This is a genomic window from Rhodococcus sp. NPDC003348, from assembly GCF_053589375.1.
In genome coordinates, this window is the sequence record NZ_JBSFRT010000057.1 from 16,143 (window position 1) to 35,618 (window position 19,476).

17 protein-coding genes are annotated in these 19,476 nt (G+C 70.4%); 14 read left to right on the forward strand and 3 right to left on the reverse strand.

Features of this window, described 5'->3' with window-relative positions:
* Nucleotides 1–22: 22 nt before the first annotated feature.
* Nucleotides 23–1,474, forward strand: coding sequence for an NADP-dependent phosphogluconate dehydrogenase (gndA, locus tag ACWDU4_RS25855; RefSeq protein ID WP_450116803.1), 1,452 nt, complete (start codon nucleotides 23–25; stop codon nucleotides 1,472–1,474).
* A 53-nt stretch (nucleotides 1,475–1,527) separates the two neighbouring features.
* Here gndA and ACWDU4_RS25860 read toward each other — a convergent pair whose 3' ends face one another.
* Nucleotides 1,528–2,004: a DUF4262 domain-containing protein gene (locus ACWDU4_RS25860; protein WP_450116804.1), complete on the reverse strand. Its 477-nt coding sequence runs from the start codon at nucleotides 2,002–2,004 to the stop codon at nucleotides 1,528–1,530.
* Between the two features lie 203 nt (nucleotides 2,005–2,207).
* Between ACWDU4_RS25860 and ACWDU4_RS25865 the strand changes: the two genes are divergently transcribed.
* The 9 genes from ACWDU4_RS25865 to ACWDU4_RS25905 all read left to right on the forward strand — a co-directional run bounded on the left by ACWDU4_RS25865 (nucleotide 2,208) and on the right by ACWDU4_RS25905 (nucleotide 12,533).
* Complete coding sequence (locus ACWDU4_RS25865; RefSeq protein WP_450116805.1) at nucleotides 2,208–3,719, forward strand: FAD-dependent oxidoreductase; 1,512 nt, start codon at nucleotides 2,208–2,210, stop codon at nucleotides 3,717–3,719.
* A gap of 86 nt (nucleotides 3,720–3,805) precedes the next feature.
* Entirely contained in the window at nucleotides 3,806–5,104 is a 1,299-nt protein-coding gene (locus ACWDU4_RS25870) for a DEAD/DEAH box helicase (RefSeq protein WP_450116806.1), read from the forward strand.
* Between the two features lie 4 nt (nucleotides 5,105–5,108).
* Complete coding sequence (locus tag ACWDU4_RS25875) at nucleotides 5,109–6,032, forward strand: DMT family transporter (protein WP_450116807.1); 924 nt, start codon at nucleotides 5,109–5,111, stop codon at nucleotides 6,030–6,032.
* The gene (gene guaB1 / locus ACWDU4_RS25880; protein ID WP_450116808.1) at nucleotides 5,993–7,432 is read left to right on the forward strand and encodes a GMP reductase; all 1,440 of its coding nucleotides are present in this window, start codon (nucleotides 5,993–5,995) and stop codon (nucleotides 7,430–7,432) included. The genes ACWDU4_RS25875 and guaB1 overlap by 40 nt, the downstream gene beginning before the upstream one ends.
* 265 nt (nucleotides 7,433–7,697) lie before the next feature.
* On the forward strand, nucleotides 7,698–9,104 hold the full coding sequence (locus tag ACWDU4_RS25885; RefSeq protein WP_450116809.1) for a hemolysin family protein: 1,407 nt from the start codon (nucleotides 7,698–7,700) through the stop codon (nucleotides 9,102–9,104).
* Entirely contained in the window at nucleotides 9,097–10,185 is a 1,089-nt protein-coding gene (locus ACWDU4_RS25890) for a hemolysin family protein (protein ID WP_450116810.1), read from the forward strand. The genes ACWDU4_RS25885 and ACWDU4_RS25890 overlap by 8 nt, the downstream gene beginning before the upstream one ends.
* Nucleotides 10,182–11,075 carry a 3-methyladenine DNA glycosylase gene (locus ACWDU4_RS25895; RefSeq protein ID WP_450116811.1) on the forward strand — a complete coding sequence of 298 codons (894 nt, stop codon included), beginning with the start codon at nucleotides 10,182–10,184 and terminating at the stop codon, nucleotides 11,073–11,075. The genes ACWDU4_RS25890 and ACWDU4_RS25895 overlap by 4 nt, the downstream gene beginning before the upstream one ends.
* 10 nt (nucleotides 11,076–11,085) lie before the next feature.
* Nucleotides 11,086–11,715, forward strand: a complete 630-nt coding sequence (locus ACWDU4_RS25900) for an FMN-binding negative transcriptional regulator (RefSeq protein ID WP_450116812.1) — start codon at nucleotides 11,086–11,088, stop codon at nucleotides 11,713–11,715.
* Nucleotides 11,716–11,924: 209 nt separating this feature from the next.
* Nucleotides 11,925–12,533 (forward strand): PaaI family thioesterase, encoded by a 609-nt coding sequence (locus ACWDU4_RS25905; protein WP_450116813.1) that lies wholly within the window; start codon nucleotides 11,925–11,927, stop codon nucleotides 12,531–12,533.
* Here the strand turns inward: ACWDU4_RS25905 and ACWDU4_RS25910 are convergent.
* On the reverse strand, nucleotides 12,519–13,301 hold the full coding sequence (locus ACWDU4_RS25910) for a class I SAM-dependent methyltransferase (RefSeq protein ID WP_450116814.1): 783 nt from the start codon (nucleotides 13,299–13,301) through the stop codon (nucleotides 12,519–12,521). The genes ACWDU4_RS25905 and ACWDU4_RS25910 overlap by 15 nt on opposite strands.
* A gap of 129 nt (nucleotides 13,302–13,430) precedes the next feature.
* Between ACWDU4_RS25910 and ACWDU4_RS25915 the strand changes: the two genes are divergently transcribed.
* Nucleotides 13,431–14,063: a PaaI family thioesterase gene (locus ACWDU4_RS25915; RefSeq protein ID WP_450116815.1), complete on the forward strand. Its 633-nt coding sequence runs from the start codon at nucleotides 13,431–13,433 to the stop codon at nucleotides 14,061–14,063.
* Nucleotides 14,064–14,090: 27 nt separating this feature from the next.
* Here ACWDU4_RS25915 and ACWDU4_RS25920 read toward each other — a convergent pair whose 3' ends face one another.
* Complete coding sequence (locus ACWDU4_RS25920; protein ID WP_450116816.1) at nucleotides 14,091–15,140, reverse strand: lipoate--protein ligase family protein; 1,050 nt, start codon at nucleotides 15,138–15,140, stop codon at nucleotides 14,091–14,093.
* 132 nt (nucleotides 15,141–15,272) lie between these two features.
* On the opposite strand from ACWDU4_RS25920, the gene ACWDU4_RS25925 reads away from it, so the two are divergent.
* The 3 genes from ACWDU4_RS25925 to ACWDU4_RS25935 form a co-directional block, all read left to right on the forward strand.
* Nucleotides 15,273–15,746, forward strand: coding sequence for a hypothetical protein (locus tag ACWDU4_RS25925; RefSeq protein WP_450116817.1), 474 nt, complete (start codon nucleotides 15,273–15,275; stop codon nucleotides 15,744–15,746).
* A 161-nt stretch (nucleotides 15,747–15,907) separates the two neighbouring features.
* Nucleotides 15,908–17,722, forward strand: a complete 1,815-nt coding sequence (locus ACWDU4_RS25930) for a multicopper oxidase family protein (protein WP_450116818.1) — start codon at nucleotides 15,908–15,910, stop codon at nucleotides 17,720–17,722.
* 376 nt (nucleotides 17,723–18,098) lie between these two features.
* The coding region (locus tag ACWDU4_RS25935; RefSeq protein WP_450116819.1) for a malate synthase G at nucleotides 18,099–19,476 on the forward strand (1,378 nt) is incomplete at its 3' end.

A 19,476-nucleotide genomic window follows, 5' to 3' on the forward strand; every position in this document is an offset into this window, starting at 1 on the left:
AGGGCAGGGAATGCTTGACCGCATGACCGACAACACCTCCTCGACTGCGCGGGCCCAGATCGGCGTCACCGGACTTGCCGTGATGGGTTCGAACATTGCCCGCAACTTCGCTCGCCACGGGCACACGGTTGCCCTGCACAACCGCAGCGTCGCCAAGACCGACGCCCTGATCGCCGAGCACGGCGCCGAAGGCGACTTCGTCCGCACCGAGACCGTGGAGGAGTTCGTCGCGGCTCTGCAGCGGCCGCGGCGCGTGCTGATCATGGTCAAGGCCGGCGAGGCGACCGACGCGGTGATCGAGGAGCTCGCGGCGGCGATGGAGCCCGGCGACATCATCATCGACGGCGGAAATGCCTTGTTCACGGACACCATTCGTCGTGAGTCCTCGCTCCGCGAGCGTGGCCTGCACTTCGTCGGCGCCGGCATCTCCGGCGGAGAGGAGGGTGCACTGAACGGGCCGTCGATCATGCCCGGCGGCCCGAAGGAGTCCTACGAGTCCCTCGGCCCGCTGCTGGAGTCCATCGCCGCGGTCGTGGACGGCACGCCGTGCTGCACGCACATCGGCCCGGACGGCGCGGGACACTTCGTGAAGATGGTGCACAACGGCATCGAGTACGCCGACATGCAGCTGATCGGCGAGGCGTACCACCTGTTCCGCGACGCACTGGGCTTCGACGCCGCGCAGGTGGCGAAGGTGTTCGGCGAGTGGAACACCGGCGAGCTGGAGTCGTACCTGATCGAGATCACCGCCGAGGTGCTCTCGCAGGTGGACGCGAAGACCGGCAAGCCGCTGGTGGACGTGATCGTCGATGCGGCCGAACAGAAGGGCACCGGACGCTGGACGGTGAAGTCGGCGCTCGATCTCGGCGTCCCCGTCACCGGTATCGCCGAGGCCGTGTTCGCGCGCGCCCTCTCGGGCTCGCGCGAGCAGCGCAAGGCCGCACAGGGGCTGGCGTCGGGCGTGCTGGGTGACAAGCCCACCGATGCGGAGCAGTTCACCGAGGACATCCGCCGCGCGCTGTACGCGTCGAAGATCGTTGCGTACGCGCAGGGCTTCGACCAGATCCGTGCCGGCAGCGTCGAGTACAACTGGGACCTCACCCCCGGGGACATGGCCACCATCTGGCGCGGCGGCTGCATCATCCGCGCGCGATTCCTGAACCGGATCAAGGAGGCGTACGACACCAACCCGGAGCTGACGTCCCTGATCGTCGAGCCGTACTTCAAGGATGCAATCGAGAACGCGATCGACTCGTGGCGTCGCGTGGTCGCGACCGCGACGATGCTGGGCATCCCGGTTCCGGCGTTCTCCTCGTCGCTGTCGTACTACGACGGCCTGCGCGCCGAGCGGCTGCCGGCCGCACTGACGCAGGGGCAGCGGGACTTCTTCGGTGCACACACCTACGAGCGCACCGACCGCCCCGGCAAGTTCCACACCCTCTGGAGCGGCGACCGCAGCGAAGTCGAGGCCTGAGCGACGTGAACACGCGGCCCCGGGGCACCCGCCCCGGGGCCGCTGACGCACCGTCAGGACGCCAGGCTCCCGCCCGCCGGCATGCCGAGCAACGGTTGCACCACGTCGGCGCCCGGTTCCCCCTCCCACGGCAGTCGGCCGGCGCAGTCCGCCCACACGGCCTGCAGGGCGCGCACCCGGCGACGCCCGTAGAGGTCGGTGGCTCGCAGCAGCCACTGTTCGGGCCGGCGCACCTCGACGAGACACACGTCGAGCCCGCCCACGGTGAACGTGTCCCCCGCCGCCAAGGGCGGCCCGTCTCCCATCAGGGAGCAGAGACCGCCCAGGACCTCGGCCGACTGATCGGCGACCCGGCCGGTGATCACCAGCTCGGGCCACTCCTTCGCGGTCAGCCCCACCGAGTAGCAGTAGGCCGGATGTATCCCGCTTTCGTCGATCGCCGATTGCACGTACTGCAACGCCCAGCCGTACCGCTGGATCACCCGCCGCAGGTCCTTGCGAAGTCGCGCAGGCGACTTCCCGTCACACATCTCGCACATCTGACCACACCCCCATCGCTCGATAAATCGAAACTGTGTTCGAGTTTCGAGTGTGCCCCGGGGCACCGACACGATTCATGTCCCCGCACCCGGGTGCGCCAACGCCCGGCCGTGACGCTTGCCGAACCGAGTAGTCTGATGTTGCTGTCGCCGTCGAGGTGATCACACGCACAAGGCACCGTGGGGAGGTCCCGGTGACCGAAGCACATCCACCGGACTCGAATCCGGCACACGATGCGAAGACAAGGCCGAACGAGCAGGCCACGCCGGAGATCTGCGACGTCTGCATCGTCGGTGCCGGCATCGCAGGCCTCAATGCCCTGTTCGTCGCCGGCCGGTACCTGACCCGCGATCAGCGAGTCATTCTGATCGAACGCCGCCAACGTGTGGGCGGCATGTGGGTGGACACCTACCCGTATGTACGCCTGCATCAACCGCACGGCATGTTCACCGCCGGCAACATCGCCTGGACACTCGACCGCAGCCCGTCCTACCTGGCCACCAAGGACGAGGTGCTCGACCACTTCGAACACTGCCTCGACGTGATCAAGGAGCACGTGCGGGTCGACGAATTCTTCGGCTGGTCCTTCGACTCCTGCGACGAATCCGACGGGATCGTGCGGATCTCCTGCAGCTCGCCCGACGGGCGGCGACAGGTCGTCCTGGCGAAGCAACTGATCAAGGCCTACGGCTTCGACGTCACACCGAACGATCCACTCGCGGTGTCGAGTTCCCGGGTCCGATCGGTGTCCCCCGACCACTGCGACGTACGCGTGGGAGAGATGCGGGAGACCGCCACACCGGTCTGGGTGATCGGTGGCGGCAAGACCGCGATGGACACCGCGTACGCACTCGTCACCGCGTATCCGGGCCGGGAGGTGAACCTGGTGGCCGGCGAGGGCACGTACTTCATCCGCCGCGACCGCACCTTCCCGCTCGGGGCCCGGCGTTGGTGGCGCGGCCCCCTACCCAACGCAGTGGCCGCGGAGACGGCCCGACGATTCGACGGAACAAACGAGATGGACGTCGCGCGGTGGCACTGCGCAGAACACGGCATCAGTCTCGTCCCGGGGGCCCGAAACTTCCTGCTGGGCATCCTGTCGGAATCGGAGAACAGGGCGATCGCCGCCGGCGTGAACGACGTGATCATGGATCGGTTCGTGGACGCCGTCGATCGCAACGGCGCCACCGATCTCGTGCTCCGGAGCGGCGCGACGAAGACGATCGAACCGGGAAGCTGGATCGTGAACTGCACGGGGTACGTGAGGTTCGACCGACCCTACGAGCCTTACGTCTCCGGCACGGGGTCGGTCGTGTCGGTACAGGCGCGCTCCGCGATCCTCCACCTGCCGTCGTTCATGGGCTACTACCTTGCGCACCTGTTGTTCTCGGGCAGGATTCGCGAGATCCCGCTGTACGAACTCGACGTGGGTGGCCTGCTGAGAAATGGCGGGAAGCCGGTGTTCTCCTACACCGTGATGACGCTGGCGATGTACAACCTCGGCCTCATTGCAGACGCACTGCCGTCCCGGGTGTTACGCGACTGCGGGCTCAACTTCGACCGCTGGTATCCGATGCATCGCCAACTGCAGGGGGCAGCGCGGTTCGCGGTCACCAGTCACCGGGACCGCGAGCACCACCGCCGGACGTTGGACACCGTTGGTGAGCGGTTCGACATCCGGTGCGGCCCGCTGATCCAGGCCTGAACACCGCGTCCAGGTCGGAACGTCGGTTCGGGTGTCGGTAGTGTCGACCTGCGACGATCACTCGTTCCCGGCTTCCAGGAGATTCCATGCCCACCTTCGCCGACCTCGGCCTGCCCGCGACGCTGGTGCAGTCCCTGAGGCGCGAGCAGATCGTCGACCCCTTCCCGATCCAGGCGCTGGTGATCCCGGACATCCTCACCGGCCGTGACGTGCTCGGCCGCGGCCCGACCGGTTCCGGCAAGACCCTCGCGTTCGGCCTGCCGATGCTCCTGCGCCTGAAGGGCTCGTTCAGCGCCCCGAAGCGGCCTCGAGGGCTGGTGCTCGCCCCGACCCGGGAATTGGCGACGCAGATCGAGCGGGCCCTCGACGAGTCCGCGCTCGCGCTGGGACTGCGGCTGGCGTCCGCGACCGGAGGGGTCGCGACCAAGGGCCAGGCCCAGCGACTCGCACGCGGGGTGGACCTGCTCGTCGCGACGCCGGGGCGGGCGCTGGACCTGCTGCGGCAGGACGCGCTCGCACTGGACGACGTGGTGGTCACCGCGATCGACGAGGCGGACCACCTCGCGGAGATCGGCTTCCTTCCGGAGGTGACCGCGATCCTGGACCGCACCCCGGAATCTGGTCAGCGGCTGTTGTTCTCGGCAACCCTCGACGAGGACGTGGACACCCTCGTGCGCCGCTACCTGCACGACCCCGTCACCCACGCGACCGCGGCCGCCGCGGCGCCGGTGTCCGCCGGCGACCACCACGTGCTGTTCGTCGACCGGACGGACAAGGCCGCGGTGGTCGCGGAGATCGCGTCCCGTCCCGGCAAGACGTTGCTGTTCGTGCGCACCCAGCACGGCGTGGACCGCCTGGTCGCACAACTCGCCGCGGTCGGGGTGCGGGCCGGGACCCTGCACGGCGGCAAGTCGCAGGCCTTCCGCAGGCACGCGCTGTCGGCGTTCACGTCGGGTCAGGTCCCGGTGCTGGTCGCCACGGACGTCGCGGCGCGCGGGATCCACGTCGACGACGTCTCCCTGGTCGTGCACGTCGATCCGCCGGCGGACCCGAAGGACTACCTGCACCGCGCGGGCCGCACCGCACGCGCAGGCGCGGAGGGGCGGGTGGTGACGCTGGTGACCGAGGACCAGCACGACGAGGTCGCGTCGGTGATGACCGGGGCCGGGGTCGATCCGGAGGGTGTCCCGGTCCGGCCCGGCAGCCGAAAGCTGGTGGCGCTGACCGGTGCCCGCCGACCGTCCGGGGTGCCGGTCCGGGACGAGGTCCCCCGCCCCGAGCCGACGGCGACCGCGGCCCGGCCCGCGCGCGGCGGGCGGCCCGCCTCCCGGAACGCCCCGTCGGGTCGATCCCGAGGACAACAGCGGCGCGGCAGAGGAAGCTGAGTGCATGCCCGACCTGCCGCTGCCGGCCATCGTCTGCGCTCTCGTGGGGGCGCTGCTGTTCGCGGTCGGCTCGGTGGCACAGCAGTCCGCGGCTGCGGGCGTCGAGGAGGGCGACGCCCTGCTGGGCGAACTGGTGCGTTCCCCACGCTGGTGGGTCGGTGTGGGCGGCGACCTGGGCGGCTACGTCTTCCAGGCCACGGCCCTCGGGTTGGGGTCGGTGCTGGTGGTCCAGCCGCTGATCGTGAGCACGCTGCTGTTCGCGCTACCGATGTCGGCGCGATTCGCGGGCACCCGGATGACGACCCGAACGTGGGTGACGGCGATCGCGTTGGCCGCGTCGCTGGCGGTCTTTCTGGTCGTCGGCAACCCGACCGAGGGCACGGCGACGGCGACCCTGCGGCACTGGGCGATTCCACTGACCGTGGTGGCCGGCGGCTGTGTGCTGGCGGTCGCGGTGGCACTGACCCGGATCCCGTCGGGTCCCCGCGCACTGCTGCTGGGTTCGGCGTGTGGCGCGATGTACGGCGTGGCGGTCGCGTTGACGAAGCCGGTGCTCGACGAGTTCGCGCACGGCCCGGCGGCGGTGCTGACGTCGTGGGAGCTGTGGGCCCTCGCGGCCGCCGGGGCCACCGGGTTCTACCTGCAGCAGCGTGCGTTCCAGGCCGGGTCGCTGGCCGCGTCGCTGCCGGCGATCACGATCGGTGAGCCGCTCGTCGCCGCCTACCTCGGATTCACCGTGCTCGGCGAGCGGCTGCGGACCGATCCCCTCGGTGTGGCGGTGGTCGTCGCGGCGGTGATCGTCATGGTCGTCACCACGATCGCGCTGTCCCGGTCGCAGGCGCACGCGAGCGCGGGCGGACCGGCCGCGGAGCCGGTAGCGTCCGAGGCGTGCGCTTCCTCGACGGACAGACCCCGCCCTACGACCTGACCTACGACGACGTGTTCCTGGTGCCCAGCCGCACCGACGTGACGTCCCGGTTCGACGTGGACCTCGCCAGCCGGGACGGATCCGGCACCACGATCCCGATCGTGGTGGCGAACATGACCGCGGTCGCGGGCCGTCGGATGGCCGAGACGGTTGCGCGGCGCGGCGGCATCGTCGTCATCCCGCAGGACGTGCCGGCGGCCGCGGTCGCGGAGACCGTCGCGTTCGTCAAGAGCAGGCACCTCGTCGCGGACACCCCGGTCACCCTCGGCCCGGACGCCTCCGTCTCGGACGCGCTGGCGCTGTTGCCGAAGCGGGCGCACGGCGCGGTGGTCGTCGTCGACGGCGATCGACGCCCCGTCGGGGTGGTGACCGAGGCGGCCTGCGCCGACGTCGACCGGTTCACTCGCCTGAGCGCGGTCGCCGTCACCGACTTCGCGGTCGCGCCGGTCACTGCGTCGGCGCGGGAGGTGTTCGAACTCCTCGAGTCGCGGCACGATCCGATCGCGGTGATCGTCGACGGCGACGGACGCCTGGAGGGCGCGCTGACGCGGACCGGCACCATCCGGGCCGGCATCTACACCCCGGCCCTCGACACCGACGGCCGGCTGCGCATCGCGGCGGCGGTCGGCATCAACGGCGACGTGGTGGCGAAGGCGAAGGCCCTGGTTGACGCGGGTGCCGACGTGCTGGTGATGGACACCGCGCACGGGCACCAGGAGAAGATGCTCGAGGCGCTGGCTGCCGTCGCGGCGCTGGACCTCGGGGTGCCGCTGGCCGCGGGCAACGTCGTCTCCGCCGCCGGCACCCGGGACCTGGTCGCCGCCGGCGCGAGCATCGTCAAGGTCGGGGTCGGTCCCGGCGCGATGTGCACCACCCGGATGATGACCGGGGTCGGGCGCCCGCAGTTCTCGGCGGTCGCCGAATGCGCGGCGGCGGCACGCGAACTCGGCGCCCACGTGTGGGCCGACGGCGGCGTGCGGCATCCCCGCGACGTCGCGCTGGCGCTCGCGGCGGGCGCGTCGAACGTGATGATCGGCTCGTGGTTCGCGGGCACCTACGAGTCGCCGGGCGACCTGCGGTTCGACGAGGAGGGCAACGCCTACAAGGAGAGCTTCGGGATGGCGAGCAAGCGGGCGGTCGCGGCCCGCACCGCGTCGGACAGCGGGTTCGACCGGGCCCGCAAGGCGCTCTTCGAGGAGGGCATCTCCAGTTCCCGGATGCGCCTGGATCCGGTCATGCCGGGCGTCGAGGACCTGATCGACCACATCTGTTCCGGGGTGCGCAGCACCTGCACCTATGCCGGGGCACGCACCATCGAGGAACTGCACGACAAGGCGGTCCTCGGGGTGCAGTCGGCAGCGGGGTTCGCGGAGGGGCGGCCGCTCCCGGCGGGGTGGTGACGGGGTCAGGTCACGGCGAGGCCGCCACGTGACGCGGCTCGCCGTGACCGGACATATCGCCGGCTGTCGGTAGAATGGTTCTCTCGACCAGTGTGCGCCCGGGTCATCCGGGCACGACGAAAGGACCAAGGTGCCCGAGGCACCCACTTTGACCCGCGACGCCGAATCCGGCGGCGACGACAGCTCCACGACGGAGGGCTCCTCTACCGAGCCGGGCGACAAACCCGGCGACCCCTTCCCGACCCCCGTACGGGGGCGATAGACCATGCAGATCGCAGTGACAATCGTCAGCCTGCTCGGGTTCCTCGCCCTGACCGCGGGAACCGCCGTCTTCGTGGCGGCGGAGTTCTCCCTGACCGCGCTCGAGCGCAGCACGGTCGACGCGCATGCCCGCGACGGCGATCGCCGCGCGCGTCAGGTTCAGCACGCGCACCGCACCCTCTCGTTCCAGCTGTCCGGCGCTCAGCTGGGCATCACGATCACCACCCTGATCACCGGCTACATCGCCGAACCCGTTCTCGCTCAACTGATCACGCCCGGCCTCAAGGCCGTGGGCGTATCCGAGTCGGTGGCGTCGGGCATCTCGCTGGCGCTGGCGCTGATCATCGCGACGTCGCTGTCGATGGTGTTCGGCGAGCTGGTCCCGAAGAACCTGGCCATCGCGCACCCGCTGGCCACCGCCCGCGCCACCGCCGGTCTGCAGGCGTGGTTCTCGACGGTGTTCCGGTGGGCGATCAACGGGCTCAACGGCGCCGCCAACTGGGTGGTGCGCCGGCTCGGTGTCGAACCGGCCGAGGAACTCCGGTCCGCGCGTTCGCCGCAGGAGCTGGGCTCGCTGGTCCGCATCAGTGCCCGCAGCGGCACCCTGGACCCGGGCACGGCGCTGCTGGTGGACCGGTCGCTGCGGTTCGGTGAGCGCACCGCGGAGGAACTGATGACCCCGCGCGTGAAGATCGAGACCCTCGACCTGCACGACACCGTCGCCGACCTGATCGACGCCGCGTCCCGCACCGGGTTCTCCCGGTTCCCCGTCGTCGACGGTGACCTCGACGACACCATCGGCGTCGTGCACGTCAAGCACGCCTTCACCGTGCCCGCGTCCTCGCGTGCGACCACCCAGCTGATGGTGCTCGCGCAGAAGGTGCCCGTGGTGCCGTCCAGCCTTGACGGCGACGCACTGATGGAGCAGGTCCGTGCCGACGGCATGCAGGTCGCGCTGGTCGTCGACGAGTACGGCGGTACCGCAGGCCTGGTGACCATGGAGGATCTGATCGAGGAGATCGTCGGTGACGTCCGCGACGAGCACGACGATCCGGAGATCGACGTCCAGCGCAGCGGCGACGGCTGGATCTGCGCGGGCCTGCTGCGGATCGACGAGGTCCGGCAGGCCACCGGGTACGCGGCCCCCGAAGGTGAGTACGACACCCTCGGCGGGCTGGTGCTCGCGCGGCTGGGTCGGATCCCGGAGGTCGGCGATGAGGTGGTGCTGCCCGATCCCGACGGCTCCGATGTCCGGCGCGCGGTCGTCGGCGACGCCTCGGCCGGGGGCTGGATGGCCCGCGTCACCGAGATGGACGGCCGGCGGATCGACCGGGTCGTGCTGACCCCGGTCCCCGCGGAGACGATCGCAGCGCACGTGCTGCGCACCGGCCAGGAGGCGGACGATGAATGACCTGCTGGCCGTCGCACTGACGGTTCTCCTGCTGGCGGGCAACGCGTTCTTCGTTGCGGCCGAGTTCGCCCTGATCTCGGCGCGCCGTGACCGCCTCGAGGCGCTCGTGGCGCAGGGCAAGACCCGGGCCCGTACCGTGATCCGGGCCGGTGAGCACCTGTCGCTGATGCTGGCGGCAGCCCAGCTGGGCATCACGATCTGTTCGATTCTGCTCGGCCGGGTCGGCGAGCCGGCCATCGCGCACCTGATCGAGAAGCCCCTCGACCTGGTCGGCCTGCCGGATCAGCTGCTGCACCCGATCGCGTTCACGATCGCGCTGGCCCTCGTGGTGGTCCTGCACATCCTGCTCGGCGAGATGGTGCCGAAGAACATCGCGATCGCCGGACCGGAGCGGGCCGCGATGCTGCTCGTGCCGATCCACCTGGGCTTCATCAAGCTGGCGAAGCCGCTGATCGCGTTTTACAACTGGTGCGCGAACTCGGTCCTGCGCCTGCTGCGGGTCGAGCCGAAGGACGAGCTCGACACCACCGTCTCCGAGATCGAGCTGACGGAGATGATCGGCGAGTCCCGCTCGGAGGGGCTGATCGACGCGGAGGAGCATCGCCGGCTGACGCAGGCGCTGCACACCACCGGACGGACCGTCTCGGACGTGCTGATCCCCCTCGACAAGGTCCGGACGGTGCCGCTGACGGACCGCGGCACCACCCTCGGCGCGATCGAGAGGGCGGTCGTCGAGACCGGCTACTCGCGCTACCCGGCGGCCCTGCCGGACGGCACCCTCGTCGGCTACCTTCACCTGAAGGACGTGCTCGACGAGGTGCTCGACGAGTCCGCCGGACCGGACACGGTCGTCCCGCGCGCCGATGTGCGGCCGTGGCCGCGACTGCAGGTCCAGACACCGCTGGACGAGGCCCTCGCCGTGCTGCGACGGGCGAGCAGTCACCTCGGTGAGGTGGTCGACGCCGACGGGCGGTGCCTGGGCATCGTGGCGCTCGAGGACCTGGTCGAGGAGTTCGTCGGCACCGTCCGCGACGGCACCCACCGGATCACCGACGCCGTGCCCGGCCAGCGGACGCCGTGACACAGGTCCGGACGCGGCTCGGCGGTCCGCTCGTTCTCGCCGAGGACGAGTGGACCGCCGCGCGGGACGCCCACCAGGCCCGGGTGGACGCGCTGATCGGTCCGCATCTGGGTCGGCAGGCCCGCGGGGTGAAGCACCCGGTGGTGGACTTCCTGTTCACCTACTACAGCCTGCGGCCGGCGCAGCTGCGCCGGTGGCATCCCGGCTTCGGGGTGCTGCTCGCCGGGCCGTCGGCCCGCGACTACGCGGAGTTCTCCGGGTACCGCGAACAGGGTGACGGGGTGGGTGCCGACCCGGCCCTGCTCGACCGGCGACGCTCGATGCTCGAGTTCACCGAGCGGGTGCTGGCGGGGACCGCGTCCCGGCCCGCGCAGCTCGGCTGCTTCGGCCTGCACGAGTGGGCGATGGTGTACCGCGGCGGCGAGGAGGCGGTGCGCCATTCCGGTGTCCCGCTGCGGCTCGGCCCCGACGGCACCGACGCCGTCGTCGAGTCGATGAACCTGCGCTGCACGCACTACGACGCGTTCCGGTTCTTCACCCCGGATGCGTTGGGCCGCAACGACGTTCCCCTGTCCCGCGAGGATCAGGCGGTCCGCGAGCAGCCGGGCTGCCTGCACGCGGGCATGGACCTGTACAAGTGGTGTTACAAGCTGGTGCCACTGGTCGACTCGGACCTGCTGCTGCGCTGCTTCGAGCTGGCGATGGCCGCACGGGAACTCGACATGCGGGCCAGCCCGTACGACCTGCGTGAGCTCGGGTACGGCCCGGTTCCGATCGAGACGCCGTCCGGCCGCGCCGAATACGTGCGCGCCCAGTCCGCGCTCGTCGAGCGGGCGGCGCCGCTGCGGGCCGAACTGCTGGACACGTGCCGGGCCCTCCTCGACCGATAGGGTCTGGTCCGTGTACACACCCGCAGCCTTCGCCCTGACCGAGGACGAGACCGCGTCCGCTCTGCGCCGCGGCGGTTTCGCGCACCTGGTCAGCGCCGGGCCCGGCGGGCTGCTGACCACCTCGCTACCGCTGCTCTACGACGAGTCGCGGCACGCCATGGTCGGGCACATGGCGCGGGCGAACCCGCATTGGCGTGACGGCGCCGACGCGCAGACGGTCGCGATCTTCTCCGGCGTGCACGGCTACGTCTCCCCTCGCTACTACCCGGCGACGGCGCCGACGACGCGGATGGCGCCCACCTGGAACTACGAGATCCTCACGGTGCACGGGCGGCTGATCGTCCACGACGACCCGGACTGGCTGCGCACGCACGTCACGGCGATGACCGAGGAGCACGAGCGCGGACGCGACGCGCCGTGGCGGGTGACCGAGGTCGAGGAGGTGAACGTGACGGCGATGCTGCGCGCCATCGTCGGCCTGGAACTGCCGATCGAGCGGGTCGAGGCCAAGGCGAAACTGAGCCAGAATCAGCCCGACCGGAATCGGCAGGCCGTGATCGACGCGTTGGCGGTGTCGGCCGATCCGGGTGACCACGCGCTCGCGCACCGGATGACGACGACGCAGCCCCGGCATCCCTGACCGCCGCCGAATCGCTGTCCACCGCGGTGGACCCGAACGAGAACATGAGCCCGGAGGACGTCGACCTTCTCGAACTCGAGGATCCGGCCGTCGACGGCGGATGAGCCCGCGTCACGTCCCGGCGTGCGAGAACCTGGTCCGATCGCCGAGCGGCAGCAGCTAGATTCGGGCGCGAGGAATCCGATCGTCCCCGAGCGAAAGCAGCGCTGGTGAATCTCACCCACGAAGACATCGACCGCGACGAGCACGAGCGGCGCAAGGCGCTGTACGGCCCGCTCGCGGAGGCGGTGCGCGAGCTCGTCGACGCGACCATCCGCACCGAGGTCGAGGATGAGGTGATCCGCGAGGTGCATGCGGAGGTCGTCGCCGCCACCGCGAAGCTGCGCACGAGGCAGCTCGAGGGCGCGTTCGGGATGCGGATGACCGCCGAGGGCGAGACGTACTCGTGGGGCAACGCCGGTGTGGGACTGCGCAACGCCGTCGCGCCGCCGCTGGTGATCGAGCGCGACGACACCGGTCGGCACTGGACGGACGTCACCCTCGGTGCCGCGTACGAGGGCCCGCCCGGCCTCGTGCACGGCGGTATCTGCGCGCTGGTCCTCGATCACGTGCTCGGCATGACGGGCAGCGCGGAGGAGCGCCGCCTCACGGGCACCCTGACGCTGCGTTACCTGCGCGGCACCCCACTCGGGCCGTTGCACTGCGAGGCGCAGGTGGTGAGCGTGGACGGGCGGAAGGCGACGGTGCGCGGCACCCTCTCCGACGCCGAGGGCGTCACGGTGGAGGCGGAGGGAATCTTCGTCTCACCCTCCCGGTAGCCGACCGGGGACGGTGGCCCGCGCGTACCAGGCGCGGGCGTCGAGCGTGAACGGGCCGTCCGGGAGCTCGGCCCGGCACGCGTCGCGTACCGCCCGCTGCCCCTCCCTCGACAGCTCCCGCAGGTACTGGCCGGCCGGACCGACCGCGAAGGTGAAGGGTTGCCAGAAGTCGTCGAAGTCGAGGTAGCCGACCCGGGCGGTGAGCGCACCGGAGACCACCTCCGACAGTCCGGCGTGGCGCATCCGCGCGGCGATGTCACCCTCGGCGGTTCCCGCCATCGCGGACTCGCCGACGGCGTCGGGGTCGTGGATGCGTACCGCCGTCCAGAACAGGCGGAGCATGGTCATGCCGCCGGCGGTGGTGTCCCACATGCAGGCGGCGACGGCGCCCCCGGGCCGGGTCACGCGGGCCATCTCGCGCACCCCGCGGTCGGGATCGCGCATGAAGCCGACAACGAGCGCGGACATCGTGGCATCGAATCGTCCACTCTCCCAGGGCAACTGCTCCGCGACACCCTCCCGCACGTCCGCTCCCGGGTTCCGCTGACGGCAGGCCGCGACGAACTGCGGCGCCGGATCGATCGCGGCGACGTTCGAGGCTCCGACCCGGGCCACGAGTTCCCGGGTGAGCGCGCCCGGGCCGCAGCCGACATCGCAGACGCGCCAACCGGAGGTCACCCCGGCCGCGTCGGCGAGCGCGGGCGCCAGGGACGCCCCGTAGCGTCCCATGTAGCGGTCGTACTGCTCCGCCGGTGCGGCGAACTGCATGTCGCCAATCAACCGCGCCTGCGGCGAACCGTCAAGTGCTGGACAGCACCGGCGCACCCGCCTAGATTCACACAACAGTCCAGACAGTTGTCCAGAACATCGGTTTGTCCAGAAAACTTGGGAGGTTCGGTGCGGTTCACGCTCGAGGACATCGACGCCGAGGAGATCACCCGCCGCGAGACGGTCTACGGCCCGCTCGCGAACGCGGTTCGCGAGCTGATCGACGCAACGATCCGCACCGAGGTCGACGAGGACTCGATCCGTGAGGTGGAGGACCAGATCCGGTCCGCGACCGCGCGACTGCGCGACCGTCAGATCGACGGCCCATTCGGGGTGCGTTTCACCCAGGACGGCCACCCGATGCCGTGGGGCAACGCCGTCGTCGGTCTGCGCAACGCCGTCGCTCCCCCGCTGACACTCGAGCGGCACCCGGACGGCTCCTGCACGAGCGAGTTCACCCTGGGCGCCGCCTACGAGGGCCCGCCCGGGCACGTGCACGGCGGCATCTGTTCCCTGGTGCTCGACCACATCCTCGGCATGGCCGCCGCACCCGCCGACAAGCCGAGCTTCACCGGCACGCTGACCCTGCGCTTCCGCCGGGCCACCCCACTGGGACCGCTGCGCGCCGAGGCCCACATCGACCGGGTCGAAGGCGTGAAGACCTTCGTCGTGGGAACCCTCTCCGACGGGGACGGCGTCACCGTCGAGGCCGAGGGCGTGTTCATCCTGCCCGCGTGGGCACGGGAGGCCACCGAAGGCTGACCGGCTCTTCGCCCGAGCGTGAGGCGGTCACGGCACCCGGTGGGTCCACTCCGCGGCCGCGAACTTGGTCCGCACCAGCTCCCGCGCGGCGTCCAGCTCGGCGTCGGTGTAGACGCCCGGTCGGGTGTGGTAGCGGGCGCGGAAGTGCGCGGTGAAGGCGGCGATGATGTCGGCGCGGGCCATGCCGGTCTGCGAACGCATCGGATCGACCCGCTTGCCGGAGCTCGTGATGCCCTTGTCGGAGATCTTCTCCCGCCCGATACGCAGCACCTCGGTCATCTTGTCGGCGTCGATGTCGTAGGCCATGGTCACGTGGTGCAGCACCGCCCCGGCCGAGAACCGCTTCTGCGCGGCACCGGCGATCTTGCCCTGCTCGGAGGCGATGTCGTTGAGCGGCACGTAGCGGGCCTTGATGCCGACGTCGGCGAGCGCGCCCATCACCCACTGGTCGAGGAATTCGTACGAGCGCTCGAAGCTCAGCCCGTCGACCAGCGACGTCGGCACCGACAGCGAGTACGTGATGCAGTTGCCGGGCTCCATGAACATCGCGCCGCCACCGGAGATGCGGCGGACGATCCCGATGCCGTGCCGGGCCGCGGCGTCCTCGTCGACCTCGTTGCGCACCGACTGGAAGGACCCGAGCACCACCAGCGGCGAATCCCAGTCCCAGAACCGCAGGGTGGGAGGGCGCGTGCCTGCGGCCACCTCCCTGGTGATCACCTCGTCGAGTGCGACGTGCAGCGCCGGATCGAGCACCACGGGTTCGATCACGTCGAAGGTGTGGTCGTGCCAACTGGTGGCATGGCCGAGCGCGCGGCGGATCGCGACACCGACGGATTCGGGCGTGAATCCGATCATCGACACGTCGTCGCCGATCTTCTCCGTGATCGCCCGGCCGAGCCGAGCGGCGTCGGCCGTCACGGGAAGGCCGGTCACCGCGGCGGTGATGTCCCCCAGCGCCTCGTCCGGCTCGAGAAAGAAGTCCCCGGACAGCGACACCCGCGACAGGTGCCCGTCGTCCACCTCGACATCGACCACCACGAGTTTGCCACCGGGAACCTTGTACTCACCACGCATGACCGTCAACCCTAGGCGAGTCGGTCCCGGGGTCCGCCGCGCCGGGTCCCGACGGGCAGGACCGGACACACCGGACCGTCCGGGCAACCTCTACGTTGACTGCGGAAGAGGCGCGGCGAGAGGAACGGTGGGATGACGGACGTGACACAGGACGCGGTGGAGGATCTCCAGGCGACGATGTTCGACCTGCTCGGCCGAATCGCCGCGCTGGAGCAGGACGTGTTCCGCACCGTCGGTGCCGGCGGTCCGGAGTTCGAGGCCGCGCACCGTGCCGTCGTCGACTTCTCCGAGTTCACGCTGCGACCGTGGCATCGGGCGGTCCAGGAGTCGCTGTATCCGGCGGCGGCGCCGGTGACGCGGGCCCAGTTGCTGGTCGAGGGCCTGCTCGGCGAGTGGCAGATGGTCGAGCAGGCCTACTCGCGGCTCTCGTGCGTGAGTACGGACCGAGTGCGGGTCGCCGCCGACATCAGCTCCCTGCGAGTCCTGCTGGTGGCGTTGCTCGGCAAGTGCATGGACCTGCTGGTTCCCGCGCTCGCCGAGGACGGCGTTCCCCTCGCCGACGCGGCCGGGAAGGTGGCGGCGTCGGTGACGGAGCAGCATCGATAGGGCGGCCGCACGACAGGTCACGGACGTTCGAGCGGAAGGCAGATGTGGCGGCCACGGCTCGGCCCGCCGTGACGCATTACGCCCTGCGACGTCGGCCGCTTGAGTAACATCCGCATGAGTTGGATCCCACGGATGTCGTCACGCAGCCAAGGAGTTCGACGATGGAGCTCTCACGACGTGGATTCTTCGGTCTGGCAGGCTCGGTCGCCGCTGTCGGCTGGCTGGGCGCACCGTCGGCCTCCGCCAGGCCGGGTGTGCCGATACCCCCACCACCGGTCCCGATCCCGGACCTGCCGCCGGCGGGCCCGTTTCCGCTGAACTTCGCGTCGCCGCCACTCCGCCGCTTCGTCACCGACCTGCCGCGCCTGCCGACCGCCGCGGCGTCGGGAACGCTCACCGCGCAGTCCAGCATTCACACGTACCACCCGGATCTTCCCGCGACGACGGTCCTCGGCTACCACGACGGCATCCTCGGCCCCACTCTCGAGGCCCGTCTCGACGTGCCGACGACGGTGTCGTTCGTCAATTCGATCGACGTCAACCCTCTGGGCGGGGCCGTCGATCTGACGATGGAGGGTGCCACCGAGGAGGATCGGACGAATCCGCGGACGACGGTGCACCTGCACGGCGCCCGGAGCCGACCCGACTCGGACGGGCATCCGTTGATCACGTGGCGGCGTGGTGGTGTACAGACCAACCACTACGCCAACGACCAGGAGGCCGCGACCCTCTGGTACCACGACCACGCAATGGCGAACACCCGCCTGAACGTGCAGGCCGGACTCGCCGGGTTCTATCTGCTGCGCGACGAGTTCGACACCGGCCGCGCCGACAATCCCCTGGGCCTGCCTGCCGGGGAGTTCGAGGTGCCGATCGTGGTGCAGGACCGCACCTTCAACGCCGACGGAACGCTGCAGCCGATGCTGGCCCGCTACGTGCCGAGCGGCTACAACCAGGGCGGCCAGTTCGGCGACGTCGCCGTGGTCAACGGAGTGGCGTGGCCACGGATGACGGTGCGGCGCACGTTGTATCGACTGCGGCTGCTGCAGGGCTCGAACTCGCGCACCTACCGGTTCGCGTTCTCGAACGGGATGCCGTTCACGGTGATCGGCGGCGACCAGGGCCTGCTCGACGAGTCCGTCCGCACCGATCACGTCGTGATGACCTCCGGGGAGCGCGCCGACCTGCTGGTCGACTTCTCGGCGCTCGCGCCGGGCGAGTCGGTGACGCTGGTCAACACCGCCCTCAACAGCGTCGGCAATGCCGTGATCGCGATCCCGCCACTGCCCGAGATCATGCGGTTCGACGCGGATCGGGCCGTGGCCGAACCGGTCCGGGTGCCGGCGCGGCTGCGTGGCGGGCCGGGGCTCCCCCCGGCGATCGCGCCCGCCACCACCGACGGTGTCGCCGGTACCCGGGTCATGACGTTCCTGGCACGCTTCGACCTGGACCGGACGGCCGCGGTGTTGCCGCTGATGGGCTCGATCAACAATCTGCCGTTCCTCACCGACGACATCGACGTCGCCGGGGCAGGGACGACGGAGATCTGGCACGTCGTCAACACGTTTCCGTTCGAGCATCCGGTGCACCTGCACCTGGCCCGGTTCCGGGTCCTCGGCAGGCAGAAGCTGTGGACGGCCGGTTACATGGCGACCTGGCCCCCTCCGCTCGAGGACGGCGTCCGCTGGGCGCCGGACCCGGCGCCGTTCCTCATCGGGGAGCGCGCGTCGCCGGCGTCCTGGGAGGCGGGCTGGAAGGACACCACGCTCGTCGAGTCGGACTCGGTGCTCACCCTGCTGGTGCACTGGCCCTCGGTCGCGGACCTCGGCTTCGATCCGGACGCGCCGATCCCTGTCCCGGCCGATGCCGCGGGCGGCCACGGCGACCACGAGGAGGTCCGCGGGTACACGTGGCACTGCCACAACCTCGAACACCAGGACCACGACATGATGCAGCAGATCCGGGTGCGCGGGTAGGAGCGCACCACCCGTATGCGCTTCGATCCGTGCGCACCGTTCGCCGCATCCTCGCGACCGCTCGCCGCTCCGGACCGGGACCCGACCGCCCGTGTCGCGGTGCCGCGTGTCCGAGATCCTGACCAAACCGTATGATCTGTTTCCGACGGCCGACTCGCCCGTCATGATCGAGACCGTGGCCGGACGCGCACCATACGTCCGCAACGGCCGGCGCCCACCTCACGCGCCTCAGCACCAGTGCTGTTTTCGTCGATTTCCGCCCCGGCTGCGGCCCGGCCCGATCTCCCCGGGAAGCTACCGCCGGGTAACATTGTTGTCGTCCCGTGTAGGCGTCCCGCTGGGCCGCCGCTGGTACCGGAAAAGTGAGGCTGTTCAAATGACTGAACGCGTGCAGGTCGGTGGTCTTCAGGTCGCCAAGGTGCTCTACGACTTCGTGAACAACGAGGCCCTTCCCGGCACCGGCGTGGACGCCGACGCCTTCTGGGCCGGCGCCGTGAAGGTGATCGAGGACCTCGCCCCCAAGAACAAGGCACTGCTGGCAAAGCGTGACGACCTGCAGGCACAGATCGACGGCTGGCACCGCGAGCGCGCCGGACAGCCGCACGACGCCGCCGCATACAAGGCCTTCCTGCAGGAGATCGGCTACCTCCTGCCGACGCCCGAGCCGTTCCAGGTCACCACCGCGAACGTGGACGCCGAGATCGCCACCACCGCAGGCCCGCAGCTGGTCGTGCCGGTGCTCAACGCCCGCTTCGCACTGAACGCCTCCAACGCCCGCTGGGGCTCGCTGTACGACGCGCTGTACGGCACCGACGCGATCTCCGAGGCCGGTGGCGCCGAGAAGGCGCCCGGAGGAAAGCCCGGCTACAACAAGGTTCGCGGCGACAAGGTCATCGCCTGGGCCCGCAACTTCCTCGACACCGCCGCCCCGCTCGCGAAGGGCACCCACGCCGACGCCACCCGCTACTTCGTCGACGGCACCGAGTTGAGGATCGAGCTCGGCTCCGAGGTCGTCACCACCCTCGCGCAGCCGGAGAAGTTCGTCGGCTACCTCGGTGAGAAGGACGCGCCGACGTCGGTGCTGCTGCGCAACAACGGCCTGCACGCCGAGATCCAGATCGACGCCACCTCCCCGATCGGCTCGACCGACGCCGCCGGCGTCAAGGACGTCGTGCTCGAGTCCGCGATCACCACGATCATGGATTTCGAGGACTCGGTCGCGGCCGTCGACGCCGACGACAAGGTCGTCGGCTACCGCAACTGGCTCGGCCTGAACCGCGGCGACCTGTCCGAATCGTTCGACAAGGGCGGCAAGACCCTCACCCGCACCCTGAACGGCGACCGCACCTACACCGCCGTCGACGGCTCCGAGCTGACCCTGCACGGCCGGTCACTGCTGTTCGTCCGCAACGTCGGCCACCTGATGACCAACCCGGCGATCCTCGACGCCGACGGCGCCGAGGTGCCCGAGGGCATCCTCGACGCCCTGGTCACCAGCGCGTGCGCGGTCCACGGCCTGACCATCGACGAGGCCCACGGCCCGCTGGACAACAGCCGCACCGGCTCGATCTACATCGTCAAGCCGAAGCAGCACGGCCCCGAAGAGGTCGCGTTCACCACCGAACTGTTCGGTCGGGTCGAGCAGGTCCTCGACCTGCCCGCCAACACCCTCAAGGTGGGCATCATGGACGAGGAGCGCCGCACCACGGTGAACCTCGCCGCCTCGATCAAGGAGGCGTCCGAGCGGGTCGTGC